Genomic DNA, 15,977 nt, shown 5'->3' with positions numbered 1-15,977 from the left:
CAACTGTGACCTCGCCATCTCATCACTCTCGCCGACATTCCAGCATGCACGCCGCGATTCACGGCAATTCTGTCGCTGTGCGACTGATGAAGATCGACTACACCCGGTTCCCGGCTTGTGTCTTCTGCTGAAGTCTTTCATACGGGGTTTGGCCGTCGAGTCCGCCATCGGGTCGGTGGTAGTTGTAATAGCCTTGCCACTCTTTGAGTTTCGCGTTGAAGATGGCGACGTCGTCGATGACGACGCCGTCGAGCAGCCGATAGAACTCCTCGGCGTCGATGCGGTGGGAGCGCTCAACCTTCCCGTTCAACTGCGGGGTGCGGGGCTTGATGTAGACGTGGTTTATGCCCTTGTCGAGCACGTGCCAGTGGAAACCGGACTGGAACTCCGCGCCGTTGTCGGTCTGGATAGTCTCGACCGCGACCGGCAGCTGGGAGAGCACGTAGTCGAGGAACTGGATCGCGGTCTTCTGATTGTTACGCGGATAGATCTTGAGGATCCGCAGCCGGGTGCAGTCGTCGATTCGCGGTGAACTGGTAGAACTTCCCCCGCCGCCCAACCGGTTTCACTGCGGGGACACCTGGTCCGGGCTTGCCCGGCAGGGGTTCGACGAATTTGACGTCGACCTGCACATGGTGGCCGGGTCGTTGTTTTTCGTAGCGTTTCCATCGGCGGTCGTGCCGCTTGTAGCGCTGCGAAGCGGGCAGCCGCCCCATGTCTAGGCGTTTGAGGATGCGCCACACCCCGGACTTGCTGATCTCGATGTCGTGGTAGCGCTGCAGATACATGCGGATCTTCTCCGGCCCGAAGTGGTAGTTCTGCCGCAGATGGATGATCTTCTCGATCACTTCGGCACGCGTGGCGTTCGGGCTAGTCCGCGGCCGCCGGGACCGGTCTCGCAGCCCTCGACGCCTTCGGTTTCGTAGCGCCGCAGCCACGTGTAGTAGATCTGCCGGCTGATACCGAAGTACCGGCAGGTCATCGCGACGTTGCCGGTGACTTCCTCGACATGACGAAGGACCGCCAGGCGTCGCCGCACCTCGCGGTCCATTACAGGCTCAGTCACCCGAATCTCCTTAGGGGTCAAGGGATCCTGACCTGACTCCATAATTTCGGTCCGGGTGATCTGGCCCCCACTTGTCGGTCCGGACTTACGAGAGTTGAGGGCTTGGTTGGATGTCGAGCCACAGCGTCTCGTACTCGCTGGGGCTGAGGTGGCCGAGGTAGGAGTGCCGGCGCTCGGCGTTGTAGAAGTTGTCGATCCAGTCGGCCTTCGCGATCGTCAATTCCAACGTTGTCGGCCATTTCCTGGTATTGAGGAGTTCGGTCTGCATCCGCCCCCAAAACGATTCCATCGCTGCAATTGTCGAAGCAATCCCCGACAGTCCCGAACGACGGCAGAAGTCGATGCCGTCGCAGGTTCTCACCGAACGACCAGGACGTGAATTGCGTTCCGTGATCGGCATGCAGTATCAAGCCGGTGCTGGTCGTGCGCTCTAACACCGCCATGTTGACCGCGTTGTTCACCAGGGCGGTGTCGGCAACGGTGGAGAACGCTCGTCCAACGATCTTCTTGCTGAAGCAGTCCAAAATGGCGCAGCAATAGACCTTTCCATCTCTCGCGGGGTGTTCGGTGATGTCGGTGCACCACAGCTGGTTGGGTCGAGCAGCGGTGAAGGCGCGGTTCACCAGGTCCGTAGGAGTGCTCACCTTGAGCATCGGGTGACCGCGGCGTTTGCGTCTGGGCAGGCCGAACAGCCCGGGCTCAGCCATGATTGAGGCGACCAGCTTGTGGTTGACGATAATCTTGCACTCGGCCAGCAACGCGGCCTTGATCCGGCGTTTGCCGAGGTGCCGCGAGACTGGGTATGAATGCGGGATATCTCGTCCGCGACCACGATTCTGCGAATTGTTCTGGTGGACAGCGGCTGCCGCCGCTGTCGCAGAAATGTGGATCTGTGTACACCAACAGCACGGCAGGTGGACCGCCCTGAATGTCCGAGCGCGATCAGCCCTCGTCGACCGCGATTCGCCTTTTGGGGACACCACCGCCTGCGCATCGAACAATTCGCAGGCGTCGCGGGTGAGTTTCAATTCGGCTTCCAACGCAGCGATCCGTTTGTTCGCCGCGGCCAGTTCATCGGCTTCCACGCTCGGGATGCCTTCTCGGACACCCGCATCGATGAGGACCTGCGCCTTCCATCGGAACAAGGTGGCAGGGCGAGATCCCTGTCTCCGCCGCTATCTCGGCGACGGGCTCGCCGGCTCGCAGGCGAGCGCACACCTGTCGACGCATCGCCGGCGGAAAGGATTTCGGCATCGTGACCTCCTGCGAGTCAGTCTGCCTCAACTCTCGAAACCACGGCCTCCTGAGTGGGGGCCAGATCAGTTGGACCGAATCCCGGGTCCCGTCAATCCGAGTGTCAAGCATTCCGTCAGTTTCATATTGACAAATTCGAGACCACCATCAGCCGCCACAGGCACCCAAACCGACCACTCCACCCCCATCGCGAGCTGAATGCACCAACATCTCGACTGCCTATATCGCCCAAGGCGACCACCCATACCCGATCAACCACACGCGGCCGAACCACCAACCCAGACCAACTCCCCCACTTCTTACTCGAACCCCGCTGTCACACCAGGCTCGGAACTCGGCTCACTCTCTTGTGGCAAGCGGAAGGGCCGAAACCGGCGACGTCAGACACGCTCTACGTACCTGACCTACAGTCCGCCGGCGACCTCGAATTCGCATAATTCTGATACCGCGCCGAGGTCGTCGTGCATAGACTGCACACGTGGCTTTCAACTGCGTCGCACTCAACGTCATGCTCTCCGGCCCAGGAGATGTGACTCCTTACATAAACGTGGTCCAGGATACAGTTCACAGTTGGAATCGCGAGCGATCGACTGGCAGCAACGTTGTACTCATACCGCGACACTGGTCGACCGACAGCGTTTCTTCATTCTCGCTCGGCGTTGACGGGCAAGCAGAAATAAATTATCAACTGGTAGAGCACTCTGACATTGTGATTGCCGTATTCCATGCTCGAATTGGCACAGTCACCGCACGTGCAGCGTCAGGAACTGCCGAGGAAATAGATAAGGCAATTAGCAAAGGGCTACGAGTCCATGTGCTATTCTCAACCGCCCCCCTCTCTCAGGACCATGATCCGAAGCAGTTCAAGGCTCTCAGGCAATTTAAGTCAGCTCTCGGCACCCGGGGACTCTACCGAGAATTCGCTACCGATCACGACCTTCGGAAGCTGGTGCGACATTCTATCGAGGCCGACATTTCCCATCTGTCCGGGAACTTGCCAGGTCTAGCTCAAGATGCGCCGCACGCAACAGCGACCCTGACGGCGCGATATGAGTTTAGAGCCACACCCGAGCTCGACCCCAGAAGACGTAACAGCACCGGAAGATCCGATGAAAGGATAACCGTCAGGAATAATGGCTCTATACCGGCATCTGATGTATATATCGAAATCAAGCCTGACGGTGACGGTGAGCTTCCTATGATACTGACAGATACGCCAAATGGCGAAATTCGATGTAAATCGATCAGCCCTGCGGCTGAGGTGATATTCCCAGTAATAACTAGCCCAGGAACGGCTAGAGTGCTACATCTGAGTTTTACATGGAAGGACAGAAGTCTGATCCGAACAAGCACTCAGTCTATAACCATTTAGACGCCTGCCGCTAGAGTGTGCACGATCTCCGGGCAGGCAAATCAACGATCCTTTGACTTCCGTCGAGCCAGGACCGGGTTTACAGTTGGGCGGAATTCATTACGCATAAGATCGCTGTGTGGACAGTACACATGCGAGGCGCCTCGGGAGTGATACTTACAAAGATACAGTTCGGTACAACGCTGGACCGAACCAGCGTTATGCTGCTGTGATTTCGCATATAGCATTGGATCTGCCAACAATGACCGAACCATTAGCGTGATGTCTGCATCTCCAACTGCCACTATCTCGTCCGCCATAGCGGCAGTCTCGATGTTTCCAGCAATCAATGTTGGGATATTGAGCTGGCTCCGCACGTATCGAGATTGACGTCGCCAGATACCCGGCCCTTTCAGTCGCCGAGGAATAATCATATCGTCATCAACAGAGTACATACCTCCGGTTATCGAAACAAAGTCCAGCTCGGGCCCTATGCTGCCGAGTCCATCGACCAACTCCTCAACCTGTAACCCACCGCTGCCCTGTTCGAATACATTTACGCGTGCGCCTAGTGTCACATCGACATTCGATCTGATAGCTTGAACTATTTCACCTAAGACTCTAAATCTATTCCTAAGGGTGCCGCCATACTGATCCGAACGATAGTTGGTATTTCTAGAGAGAAAGCCCGAAACAAAGTAGCCATGGGCCGCGTGGATCTCGATCATTTCGCAGCCAGCTGACGCGGCATGTCGAGCAGAACGGGCGAAATCCTGTACCACTTCTCTGATGTCGCATTTAGTTGCCGCCGTCGGGACTTCCTTATAGTACGGACATGGCAAAGGCGATGCAGCTAGCGGTACTGCGCCAATCTCTCTGCTGCCTGCTTGTCGACCGGAGTGCATCAGCTGAACGGGAATGATCATTCTTCGCGACTCACCGACGGAAATGAGCCGCGCGAGTAGTGCTTGCGCTTGAGCGGTTGTCATCACCAGGCTCGTGCGATTTGATCGACCGCGGTTATTAACGGCCACTCCGCCGAGGTATGAAAGCGCTAATTCTCCGTCGGCAAGTGAACCGTAAAGTCTGGACATCGCCTCGTCTAGTCTCCCCGAATAATCGGAGACGCCGGGATTCACCGGACCAAACCCTAGCCGATTCTTCAGTGTTATTCTACCAATGGTTGTACTGGATCTCAAAACTGGAAATGGCAATGGATCTTGGAGATATTGCATGGCCTAGTTCCCACTCATATCTAACTTCTATTCTAGTGATTCACTACTACTCTTCGAAGAGTTGATATCGTTTGCGATCCAAGACGATATTCTGTTCCCTACGGAAGAACGGGCCGCCCCGACTCCAAGAGCTATCAGAGCAGTGACAATAATCGATGATATCTGAAAGACTAAGTCTTTTGTTAGATTCCCCGTGACCGCTCTTGCAGTGACCACCGCGAGGAAGAGAATCAGCGTGGATACGCAAATAGCTGAGATGCATGCCAGGGAGATCCTAACAGTACGGCGACGAGCATTGTAACTGCTCACGAACGACTCGAGTTCCTGTACGCGGTTAGATAATTTCTCCACCTCTTTCTCGACAGGTTGCACGAAGTCGACGTCAGCTACTAATTCGTCAGCCTGCGGGTTCACACTATCCAACTCCGCGTTAACGCCAGCATATGGGGTAATTACTTTTTCAGATAGGCCAACGAGCTGCAATCGAGCGATCTCATATCCGTACGGCAGGTCTACTACATTCCTACCAAGATTCATCATGATTACGCGACAGCGTCCTTCAAATCCTGGATCCATATGCACGGCCGTGCTTAGGACTCCAAGTGGCAGAAGCCGTCCACGTGGATAGACACATCCCGTTAAGTCCAGCGGGATTGATATTTCTTCCTGTGTGATCACTGTTGCAATGTCGCCGGGAGAAAGACGAATCGGATTGCCGGGACCGATCGCGGTTCTTTTGGATCGGCCAGTCTCCGATATCCATGCAACTTCCCCGACGTGCAGTTTTAGAGTATCCTGGCCTACAAGTGGACGACCAGTGCGACTCCTCAATGCACCAATAGAAACCATCTGCTCAAGGTTTCGACGCGAGAGCACGCCTTGCCGCCTACGGTCGGAGCGATTAGCTTCTGACTCCTCCTGAGGGAAAGATGCACTATTTCCTGTTTCCACCTAGGTACCTCGAACATCATCTCGTATATGGCTCTAATTAATAAATTTCTCTGCGCGCGCATCTCCCGTGTTCACGTGTCCTGTCGGCCTATCCGAGAGTTTCTCTATCAAGGTCCGCACGGTGCGAGATGACAACCCAGTTGCACTTTCGAAGTCGCCGTGAAATTTTTCGACCAAATTCTGCCCATGGCCTTGGATTGCGTACGAGCCAGCTTTATTCATGGATTCACCAGTAGCAAGATATTCAACAATCTCTTGGTCGCTGTAGCATCGCATAGTAACTTGGGTGGCGTCCAACTTTGTTACAGTCTCGCCAGTCCAAGTTGCAATGGCCGCAGTGCAGGTAAGGATAGTGTGTGACATCCCCTTTAAGCGATATAGAACGGCCTCGGCTTCTTCGATACTTCTTGGTTTTCCGAGTATTTCATGTTCAAAAACAATGACGGTGTCAGCGCCAATGATGATTGGCCTGGCTGTGCCATGCTGATGCCAGACTGCACGTGCCTTTCGAAGTGCTAATTGAGTGACAGCAGTTTCTGGCGTCCACTCGGTGAGTATGTATTCATCCACGCAGCTTGCTATAGCCTTAGTAGGCAGTCCAAGGCGCCGGATGATTTGACGCCTACTTTCTGATGCTGAAGCGAGTACAATACTCCCATCCCACGATCCCATGGATGTCTCGTGCGACTTGTCCAATGGTGCCACTCTCCGCCCGGCCCGAATATTCGGCAAATTGATTAACAGCCTACTTTAACTACTTCTTTTAGTTTTATGAAAGACTCGGACGGTTAAGATGCAATCCACGTCAAGATTGCGATCTGATCGTGTACGGGTACCGCTCCTGATACGCGGAATCAATTCTGCGCTTGGATGTTCGTCCGGTTATGAATTCTACCTGTTCTCGCGAAGCGCGATTCATAAAAATAGACCACTCTGGCTCGAACCCAACTCGCAAGCCGTGTACATAGTTGACCCAGGTTGCGCCCGTTTTCCTTACAGCTCCCTTAATGACGAGTCTTGACCCTCCTGCGTTGAGCTCCGTCGCCCGATGGAAGGTATCCCCTGCATAAAGGAGCAAACTGCCTCGTGGGCCACACGCTAATTCTTCTTGATCGTATATTTCCGGAGCGTCTTCCACTCTGAGTCGGCCAGGCTCCAAGGGGCGGCTTGCGGTTATGGACCGAGAGACCATCGCCGTCGGTCCGCTGGAGGCAGTGACATCTGAGAGGTATATGATAAACGCCAGGAAGTCGCATGAGCCGTCGCCATTTCGTGGCGTTAGCATAGTATTCTTGGCATAATCGCGATGATGTGATTGTTCGAATTTCGCATACCCGGCCCTTTTCATCCATAACTGCGCCTGATATAGCTGCACTTCGCTGTTTAGAATCTGCTGAGCTATCGTCTGCAAAGTGTGTGAAGCGCAGATATCATTGGCGGCATCGGATCTGAACGGAAAGGTGGTCATCGTGTCGAATGGAGAGATAGTATCTCTAGGCTCGAATTCTCGATGCTCCGGAAACTCGCTGGAAAGAGTCTGCTGCGCAGCGGCATCAATTTTTTCCTGAGGAAATGCGGAATCGAGCAGGATCCATCCATGTTCCTCCCACCTTCGAAGCTGCGCGGACGAAAGTGTATTAATCCGCTCGCCCGAATCGTCCGACGTCTGCATCAATCTCTCCCCACTTGGCTGAGCCGCTACGGCGATCGGTACCGCCGCATCGACCAAGGACAGTTGATGAACGGCGCCGACAGCTGATACATGATTCTTGCACCAAGTTCTCCGGTTCGCGATGGACACGCGGATTTAGCCTCAATCTTTCGCGCGGCTGACGTGTTGGCATGATCGGGTTCGGATTGGCGTTGTGCGGTCAGTTTCCGGCCGCTGAGCGTAGTTGGGTGGTCCGGTCAGCGAGTGCGCTGTCGTTTCGTAGGATCCGGTTGATGCTTTCAGCCGGGTTGTAGTCGGGCGAAGGCGGTGAGGATCAGTGCAGTCCGCGGCAAGTTCGCGTGCATCCAGACATGGGTTCAGTGGGGTGACTGGTCAGGCGGGCTGCCATCGGGAGCCGTTGCGGGCCCTGACAACAGTCTTAAAAGTCCGCATGCGGCGCTCTGACCAGTCCGACCGCAAGTTGCGGCGGCGTGAGCACCTGTGGCACAGAAGAAGTTTGTAAGGCGAAGTCAAAGACCAGTCAGTCGCCTTCCGGGCGGGTGCAGTCGTTCCTTGCGGTAGATGAAGGCGACCGGTAGACATCTCCCTACAGGGCCTGGTTGAGCTGAGTGGTGGGAGTGTCATGGATCAGTACGACTTGGTGAACGCCTTCGGGGAGGCGGTCTCGGCGGGCAACGCCGCACTGTTCGTCGGTGCCGGGCTATCTGTCGGTGCGGGGTTGCCGACCTGGCCCCAACTGTTGAAACCGTTGCAGGAGAAAGCGAATGTGCCCGATTACCACGACTACCCGCTGATCGCGGAGTATATCGCCAACGACAAGAAGAACGTAGGTCGTGAGGCGCTGTGCGAACACATCCTGGAGATGATCGCGATGCCGACGCCGCCGACGCCTGGACATCATCTCCTAACGCAGGTGCCGCTGAAGGAAATCTGGACTACGAATTACGACGAGCTGATCGAGCAGGCTTGTGATGCAACCACTTTCGTGGCCGTCACTGATGAAGATATCCGAACGATCGGTACCAATCATCGGACGGTTATCAAAATGCACGGCAGTGTGAACACGAAGAACAGCACTCCAGCGTGGGCCGAACAGCCAGTGATCACACGCAGCGACTACGAACAGTACGAGTTTCAACGTCCGCGGACGTGGGCTCTGCTGAGAGCCGCCTATGTTAGCAAGACCTTTCTATTTCTCGGATTCAGTTTCACCGATCCGAACATCGACATCCTGCTTCGCCTGGCCCGCCAGCACGCGATGTCTGTCACCGACCGTCACTTGACCGTGCTGAAGAGACCTAGCGCCAACCCGGAGCGCACCTTGCACGACCTTCGCGTGAAGGATCTTGAGGCGAGCGGTGTCAAGGTGTGCGAGATCGACGACTTCCACGAGCTGCAGAGCATCATCCAGGCATTGGTCCGCAGGACACGACCCCTGCGGCTGTTCATATCTGGAAGCGGTGGTACCAATGCAGACGGGAATCCCCGCGACGAAGTCGAAATTCTGCCATGGTGCGTGACGGTCGCTGCTCTGTTGGCTGAACGAAGCGAATGGGAACTCACCTCGCTCGGTGGGCCCGCAGGCTGGAACGTCACCAAGGATGTCGCGAACATCCGCCGATCGGAGCAGAACTACAGGCCCGAGAAGCTGACCTTCTACTTCCGGCAGAAGCAGGACCCGCCGCCCGAACTGCAAGAGCGTGTCGGCACTTCGGTCTATACCGATCTGGCCAGGGAGCAATTGGTGGGGATGCTGCTTGACGATTGTAGAGCGATGCTTGTAATCGGCGGCGGCTCACGAACGGAGGAGGAGATTCGGTGGGCACGCGAGCGCGGGGTGGGTATCGTGCCCCTCGCGGCCTCAGGCGGTGCTGCCCTGCGAGACTGGCAGGCTCACCACGGATCGCCGCCTGAACTCGGGGGACGAACTGCGTCCGGCAATGACTGGGATCTTCTTAACAACAGCAGCGCCATCGTCGCGTCGCGCGCTGCGGCACGGTTGTTGGAGCAAGCGATGTACCGGCGGGATTGACCCCCATGACGATATGCCCTGCCGCCGGAATGTCGGAGTTCTCCCATACAGTCCCTGTCGTGGACACCTTCTCTCTACGCTCAGTCGGCACGGTGATGGCGGCGCTGGAGCTGCTTCCCGCCGAACCCAGTGATCTGTCCGGCATCTTGCGTGATTCTGATCAGCGAAGCATGCTGCTCGATCGAGTTCCCGGCCTTCATCGTTCGCCGCTGACCACGTATCTGTGCGAGAACATCGCGCCCGAACGAGTCGATGCGTGGTCGAAGGAGCTCGAAATGCTGTGTGAGAGAAAGGCTGTCCACACAGCTCTGGCAGGAACGCCGGCCTATCCGGGAAGGCTGGCCGAATGTTGGGACGCGCCGCCGGTACTGTTCACGTTGGGGTCGGCGGCCGAAGGGCCTCATGTGGCGATCGTCGGCAGTCGCGCGGCGAGTCCCGACATCGTCGAGGATGCGCGAAGGCTGGCCGCCGACTTGGCCTCAGCCGGGGTCACGATCGTGTCCGGGCTGGCGGCCGGTATCGATACCGCCGCTCACGAGGGTGCGCTGGCGGTGCGCGGAACTACGGTCGCCGTCATGGGAACCGGGATCGAGACGATCTATCCCGAGCAGAACACCGAGCTTGCGGAACGCATCGCGGACAGCGGAATGCTGGTGTCGCAGTTCGCTCCACGCGCGCCCCGGACCAGCACGACGTTTCTCAAGCGCAACTGTGTCATCGCCGGAATGTCCGATGCCAGCGTGATCATGGATGGGCGGACCCGCAGCGGTAGCCGACATGAACTCGAACAGGCCATCAATTACGGACGAACTGCGTTGATGTGGGAACCTGCACTAGCGCAAGAAGATTGGGCCAAGGATTTCAGGGACCGGGGGCTCGCTACCTTCGTGTCGTCGGCCGCTCAGGTACGTCGAGCCCTAGAAGGCATCGGATGAGAGTTGCGGCCGACGTCGAGTCGATCGTCAGCTTGTCCGATGAGTTGACTTCTCAGCTGGTGGCTCCGCCCCCGGTTGCGGCCGGTGTGTGTCCGCGGTGCCGAACGTGGAACGACTCGGACGGTGCCGCGGACTGCGAAAACTGCTGCGAGATCTCTGCCGAGTTGGGCTGTCCGGCTGTGCCGTTGAGTGTCGTGTCGCTGTATTGTAAACCGTCTCCGCTGCGAGACTGGCTGACCTGCTACAAGGGGCGTATCGACGACAGCGAACCCTTCGTTGAGTCCTATGTGCCGATTGTCAGGGCTCTGCTGGGACGGTTCATCGTCGAGCACGGGCGGGCAATGGCGGCCTTGTCGGACGGTTTGGACGGCGTGGTGGTTGTGCCTTCCACCGACCGTCCCGGCCCTCATCCGCTCGAGGAGATCATCCGTTCATTGGAACTCGATATTCCTGTGCTGCCAATTTTGCGGCGAGGTCACGGTGACTTGGGTTTCAGGAAGCCTTCGCGGTATGGCTACGAGGCCACCGGCACCGGCCACACCGGTCGGCGGCTCGTCGTCGTCGACGACGTGTACACGACTGGTGCGAGAATCAACAGCGCGGCCTATGCGTTGACCCAAGCAGGGTGCACGGTGGGCGCAGCGGTCGTCGTCGCGCGAAGGGTCAATCCCGGCTACTCCGAGGCGGCCCAGGAGTTCTGGAACGGTCAGCGGGAGAAGACGTTCGACTGGACCACGAGTCCCGTTGTGAGCGAGGGGAATCAGGAATGATCGGCACAGGATCTTCGACTTGGCGTGCGTGTCGCGGGGCAGGTCTGGCCGAATCGATGTCGGAACTGCTCTCCTACGAGGGCGTTACGTCGGTCTTCCTGGAATCTACTCTGCGGCAGCCGTCGCTGCGTGGAGGAGACATCTCGGATGAAGCACAGTGGTTGACTCGGGCTGCCCGCGGCGAGTACACCGATCGCGGATTCGGCTTCTGGGATTTTCTTCTCTCCAGTGCTGTCGACGCGTCTGCTCCGACGCGAATCGCGTTGTGGAAGCGCGCGATCAAACATGAGGACCAGACCGATGATCTGGAGGAGGTCGATACCGTCGGCTTCATCCGACAGTTGAGCAACGCTGCGTTCTACGACCTCGATTCGCGCCGGATCGTGTCGCTCACCTCGCAGGTCCGCGTGGACGGCAAGGACACGGAACTGCATTTGCCTATGCTGGATTTCGCACTCGCGGCCTCATCGCACAATGACGCGGTCGCGGTCGAGATGCTCGACGAGCTGGGTCTGAGCGGCAACCTGTACCGGTCGGGACGAAGCTATCACTATTTCGGGGCGACCCCGGTGCCCACGACAGTCATGACGTCCACTCTGGCCAGGGCACAGCTGCTCGGCCCACTCGTGGACCACCGGTGGATCTCCCATCAGTTGATCAACAACCGCTGCGCCTTGCGAATATCGACCGATACCACCCGTCACACGCAAGCGCACGTGCTCGTAGCGACGACCCTGGATGCGGTGAATTAGCCGCTGATGTGGTCGCTCGCAGCCAGAGGGTCTCGGCTACTCTACGGTGGCCAGAAGGTTGTTGGTGAGCCACCCGAGCACAGGCTCGGCGGAATATCCGGAGGTGGTCACGAAGATATCGTTGCAGCCGCTGACGCGTTGCATCTGATCCCGCGCTTCACCGAGAGTCGCTGTGATCGACACGAAGCCGATGGCTTCGGCAAGCCTCTTGTTCGTGGAGCTGGCCAGGAGATCATCGAGCGAGGCCTGCGCATATTCTTCCGGTGTCACGGTGCGCGCGAAAGAATCGAGCAGTGATTGGTGAATGACGAACTTTACGCTTCCTTTGTCATCAAGGATGGGGACGCGCTTCTTGCCGGTTACTGTGATGATCGTAGCGATTGACTCCACCGTAATCGCGCCGACTTGTTCGCCGCTCGTGGTTGCGCGGACGATCATTTGAGCTCGGCGGATCATGACATCCGAGACAGAATCATCCTTCTTATATCCACCCGACAGCCGTAGCGTCGATTGGGTTGCGGCTTCAAGGTTTTCGCGTGCGAAGTAGAACGCGATGACGGTGCCCACCCATGTCCCGAACAGGGGTAGCACGGACGAGAACACGAGTTGTGAGACGCTGCCTTTGTCGCCGGGCTCTGCCATGGTCACGACAAGGACCGATAACGCGGTGATAGCCGCAAGGCTCAAACCGACCACCCATGCAGCCAGCCTGGTTCTGAACGTGGCTTCTTTGGTGCTGCGGAGTTTCAAATGCTTGCTTCTCTCTCGAAGGTTCCGGTCCTGCTCACATCGCGTGCCCGTACGCGGAGTAGTAGGAGGTGCGGAGAGTCGGTGATGGCAACGGACGGCAGGCCCTGTCCGGCTGCGCGAGCACCTCGGCTCTGGCAAGGCAGCAAGTCCGCCTTCGCCCCATCATTACGTCGAACATGTGGCGCATACCCCCGGCTGAAGCCTATTGCGGTCCAGTATGTTCCGCGCGTTTCAAGTATGGGACGCCCGAGTGCTCTCATCCCGACGACCGCGATGTTAGCCGGTGCCGCACCTGACGTCAGGGTTTCAAGTGCTGTGCTTTCACGCGGTGCGGTCGAGGTGACGGTAGATAGATGTACGACGGTGTCACCGACAGACGTGCCGTGCGGACGCGAGGATCGTAGGAATTGGGCGTCAACGCCCCTGAGTTCCACTGCGGTTTGCGCGATGAACCGTGATCAGCGGGATCGGATGGGTAAGCTCGACGCGATGCGGAATGCTCTCTCGTCGGGTGGAATTCAACCGTGGGCGACGCGGCCAGTAATCGGCAACTTGGCCTCTCGAACCTGCAGAACCGTGTTCTGTGCGTCGACCGCTTCTCAGCCCCAGGGGGAAGTCGGTGAACCGGTGATCGAGAGCGTGGTCGCGACCCTGGCGACAGGGGACTCGATGCCTGCGACTGGGCGTGTATCTCGGCTGGCGAGGTCGACTGTGGAGGAGACATTGCTGTGACGTTCGGATTGGAGCCCGAGCGGCTGAGCGCTCTCAAGCGTGCCGCGATCAACGGTCGGTACAACCTGTTTCTCGGTGCCGGGGCGAGCCTGGATTCGAAGTCGGCGTCGGGAGAATCGTTGCCGCGCGCCGGGGTACTCGCCGAGGAGATCGCGGCAACGTTCAGTGTTCCCATCGAGGACGGGGACGCGTTATGGCGTGTCTACGCGCGGGTGGTCGAAGCTAACAGACAGCCTGAGATGTACAAGTGGCTGCGATCGAAGTTCTACCAGGTGAGTCCGCCGGAGTGGATGAGATTCCTGGCGCTGAGCCCGTGGGAAACCGTGTGGACGCTGAATCTGGACGACTCGTTCGAGAATTCGTACGCGCAAGTCTCGACCGAATACTCGAGAACGCTGCGCAGCATCTCCTGGGATGACCAGTACAGTGGGATCCGCGGTCTGGCCGTCGTCCATCTGCACGGTCATGTCTTCGACGAGAAGCCACGTCCTCTGGTGTTCTCCCTCGGAGAGTACGCCGACGCCGCGGTCGCGCGGGCCGCGTGGCCGATCACCTTTCGCGACGTCTACGGGACGGCGCCCATGGTGATCATCGGGGCGAGGATGCGCGATGAGCCGGATATCGAGGCCATTGTGTCGCGGCGTCAGCCCGCCCACGATGCGCCGAACATCTACGTCAACCGGGAAATTTCGTCGGCGATGGCTAGCGACCTGCAAGCGTGGGGAATCCTTCCGGTGGAAATGACCGCGGAAGATTTCGCGATCGCCTGGGCAGATCTCATCGACATCGACATCGACTCCGGACCGGTGCGATCAGAGGAGCTCGCGCTGCGTCTGGGACGGCAGTTCGCGGAACTGCGTACGGATTCGGGGCTGTCGATCCCGAAGGGACATGACCTCGTCGGCGGTGACGAGCCGGTGTGGGGCGAGATCGTAACGGATCGTTTCGCCGAGATCGATTGGATACGCGAGGGGTATGCGCTGGCGCGTCGCGTGGGGGCGGCCGGCTCGACCAATGTGGCCATCGTCTTCACCGGCGCGCGGCTGGCAGGCAGCAGCACGGGCCTGCTTGCGATCTCGCGCATCCTGAGAAATGAAGCTTGGCGGGTATTCCAGTACGTGAGCGACGAGAGGCCCGATCTCGAAGCGATACTCGGATTCGCGGCGGACGGGAAGCCGTTGGCACTGATATTCGACGGCGTGAGCGACCAAGCCGACGACGTCGCGGAATTGCTCCGCCGTGCCCGCAGTGCGGCGTTGCAGATCGCCGTCGTCGCGGTCGATCGCAAGGAGAACGATGCGCGAATCTCGGGAAAAATACCGGATGAGCTCCTGATGGACCGCAAGATCCGATCGATCAACCGACGACTCACCAAGACCGATGCGACCCGGTTGGTCGACAAACTGTCGGAGCTGGGACGGCTGGGCACGCTCGAGAGCAAGCCGGACCGTCAGCGGCTGGTGCATTTCCGAGGGCGCGACCTGTTCGCTGCGATGGCCGAGGTCGAGGACGCTCCCGGGTTTGGCAGACGCATCGGGCACCTCATAGCGGAGCTGAAGGACCAGCAGGATATCGCTCTGGTATTCCTAGCCGCGTATGCCAGCCGGGTCGACCGGAATCTCACAGTGTCGGATGCGGCCCTGATGCTGAATAGCCGAACCGAGGAGGTGGTCCGACGCGTCCAGGGTGTGGATCTGCTGTCGGCGGTGCTCTCGACCGACGGGAGCCATGTCAAGACCCGACATCGCTGGATGGCATTGGCGCCCGTCGTGGCAAGGATGTCGGAGCCGGTGGCGCTGCGCACCCTGGGGGATTCCATCGTCCGGCTGCGGCCGCGGCTGGGCCTAGTTTCCAACCGATCTCGGACCTCGACGTCGCTGTTGGCCGGATCGTTCATGATCTGGCGCAACCTCACCGAAGCGTTCCCCAGCGCGGACCTGGATCGATGGTATGAAACACTCCGCCCCACGTTCGACTGGAGCGCCCGATATTGGGAGCAACGCGCGATCATGAGCCGGCACGAGGGGTCGGCCGAATATCTCGCTCGCGCCGAATCGTATGCCCGCCGGGCGGTGTCGCTTCGCCCCGACTCCTACAGCTACACGACTCTGGGAACCGTCCTGGCGGCGCGGGCCGCAGCAGGGCCAGAAGATACGATCGCTTCCTACTATGAGAAGATGGGCGAGGCGTTCGGCACGGCAACCGTTTTGGAGCCGAATAATCCGGTGACCTGGCTCGCAAGACTGAGGCACACGCTGCCGATTGTGCAGCGGATGCGGGAGATCGGCACCATCGAAGGGATAAGGCGCAGCGAAATCGAGGACGAATGGCTCTCGATGTACTCCAGCGCCATGGCATTCGGCCGTTCCAACCAAGGTATCGAGGACGACCTGACTCGGATCCGCGCGCAGTTTGATTCGATTATCCGCAGAGGCAGAAACGGCCCCAACAGCGCACACTGAGCATAAGTCAGACAA

Annotated in this window: 14 protein-coding genes; 5 read left to right on the top strand and 9 right to left on the bottom strand. The window is 58.4% G+C overall.

Annotation, left to right across the window (positions count from 1 at the left end; all coding sequences use genetic code 11):
• Positions 1–97: 97 nt before the first annotated feature.
• From ACQP1T_RS20405 to ACQP1T_RS20370, 8 genes are all read right to left on the bottom strand, one after another.
• A complete protein-coding gene (locus ACQP1T_RS20405; protein WP_433754645.1) occupies positions 98–559 on the bottom strand; it encodes an integrase core domain-containing protein in 462 nt (153 codons plus the stop codon).
• Positions 477–938, bottom strand: a complete 462-nt coding sequence (locus ACQP1T_RS20400) for a helix-turn-helix domain-containing protein (protein WP_433754644.1) — start codon at positions 936–938, stop codon at positions 477–479. The genes ACQP1T_RS20405 and ACQP1T_RS20400 overlap by 83 nt, the downstream gene beginning before the upstream one ends.
• Positions 845–1,066: a helix-turn-helix domain-containing protein gene (locus ACQP1T_RS20395; RefSeq protein ID WP_433754643.1), complete on the bottom strand. Its 222-nt coding sequence runs from the start codon at positions 1,064–1,066 to the stop codon at positions 845–847. The genes ACQP1T_RS20400 and ACQP1T_RS20395 overlap by 94 nt, the downstream gene beginning before the upstream one ends.
• Positions 1,067–1,083: 17 nt before the next feature.
• The gene (locus ACQP1T_RS20390) at positions 1,084–2,211 is read right to left on the bottom strand and encodes an IS3 family transposase (protein WP_433754642.1); all 1,128 of its coding nucleotides are present in this window, start codon (positions 2,209–2,211) and stop codon (positions 1,084–1,086) included.
• A 1,522-nt stretch (positions 2,212–3,733) separates the two neighbouring features.
• Positions 3,734–4,906 (bottom strand): hypothetical protein, encoded by a 1,173-nt coding sequence (locus tag ACQP1T_RS20385; RefSeq protein ID WP_433754641.1) that lies wholly within the window; start codon positions 4,904–4,906, stop codon positions 3,734–3,736.
• A gap of 27 nt (positions 4,907–4,933) precedes the next feature.
• On the bottom strand, positions 4,934–5,755 hold the full coding sequence (locus tag ACQP1T_RS20380; protein ID WP_433754640.1) for a dCTP deaminase domain-containing protein: 822 nt from the start codon (positions 5,753–5,755) through the stop codon (positions 4,934–4,936).
• Between the two features lie 135 nt (positions 5,756–5,890).
• Entirely contained in the window at positions 5,891–6,529 is a 639-nt protein-coding gene (locus tag ACQP1T_RS20375) for a Maf family protein (protein ID WP_433754639.1), read from the bottom strand.
• Positions 6,530–6,662: 133 nt separating this feature from the next.
• Positions 6,663–7,529, bottom strand: coding sequence for a phytanoyl-CoA dioxygenase family protein (locus ACQP1T_RS20370; RefSeq protein WP_433754638.1), 867 nt, complete (start codon positions 7,527–7,529; stop codon positions 6,663–6,665).
• A gap of 622 nt (positions 7,530–8,151) precedes the next feature.
• Between ACQP1T_RS20370 and ACQP1T_RS20365 the strand changes: the two genes are divergently transcribed.
• The 4 genes from ACQP1T_RS20365 to ACQP1T_RS20350 all read left to right on the top strand — a co-directional run bounded on the left by ACQP1T_RS20365 (position 8,152) and on the right by ACQP1T_RS20350 (position 12,018).
• Complete coding sequence (locus ACQP1T_RS20365; RefSeq protein WP_433754637.1) at positions 8,152–9,561, top strand: SIR2 family protein; 1,410 nt, start codon at positions 8,152–8,154, stop codon at positions 9,559–9,561.
• Between the two features lie 59 nt (positions 9,562–9,620).
• The gene (locus tag ACQP1T_RS20360; protein WP_433754636.1) at positions 9,621–10,496 is read left to right on the top strand and encodes a DNA-processing protein DprA; all 876 of its coding nucleotides are present in this window, start codon (positions 9,621–9,623) and stop codon (positions 10,494–10,496) included.
• Between the two features lie 185 nt (positions 10,497–10,681).
• Positions 10,682–11,266 carry a ComF family protein gene (locus ACQP1T_RS20355; RefSeq protein ID WP_433754635.1) on the top strand — a complete coding sequence of 195 codons (585 nt, stop codon included), beginning with the start codon at positions 10,682–10,684 and terminating at the stop codon, positions 11,264–11,266.
• 56 nt (positions 11,267–11,322) lie between these two features.
• Positions 11,323–12,018, top strand: coding sequence for a hypothetical protein (locus ACQP1T_RS20350; RefSeq protein ID WP_433754634.1), 696 nt, complete (start codon positions 11,323–11,325; stop codon positions 12,016–12,018).
• Positions 12,019–12,054: 36 nt separating this feature from the next.
• Here ACQP1T_RS20350 and ACQP1T_RS20345 read toward each other — a convergent pair whose 3' ends face one another.
• The gene (locus ACQP1T_RS20345) at positions 12,055–12,768 is read right to left on the bottom strand and encodes a hypothetical protein (RefSeq protein WP_433754633.1); all 714 of its coding nucleotides are present in this window, start codon (positions 12,766–12,768) and stop codon (positions 12,055–12,057) included.
• Positions 12,769–13,508: 740 nt separating this feature from the next.
• On the opposite strand from ACQP1T_RS20345, the gene ACQP1T_RS20340 reads away from it, so the two are divergent.
• A complete protein-coding gene (locus ACQP1T_RS20340) occupies positions 13,509–15,962 on the top strand; it encodes an SIR2 family protein (protein WP_433754632.1) in 2,454 nt (817 codons plus the stop codon).
• Positions 15,963–15,977: the final 15 nt, after the last annotated feature.

It is taken from the genome of Nocardia sp. CA-135398 (genome assembly GCF_050955845.1).
Classification (GTDB): Bacteria; Actinomycetota; Actinomycetes; order Mycobacteriales; family Mycobacteriaceae; genus Nocardia.
Note: the sequence above shows the minus strand (reverse complement) of the source record. Positions and strands in the feature narration are given on the sequence as shown.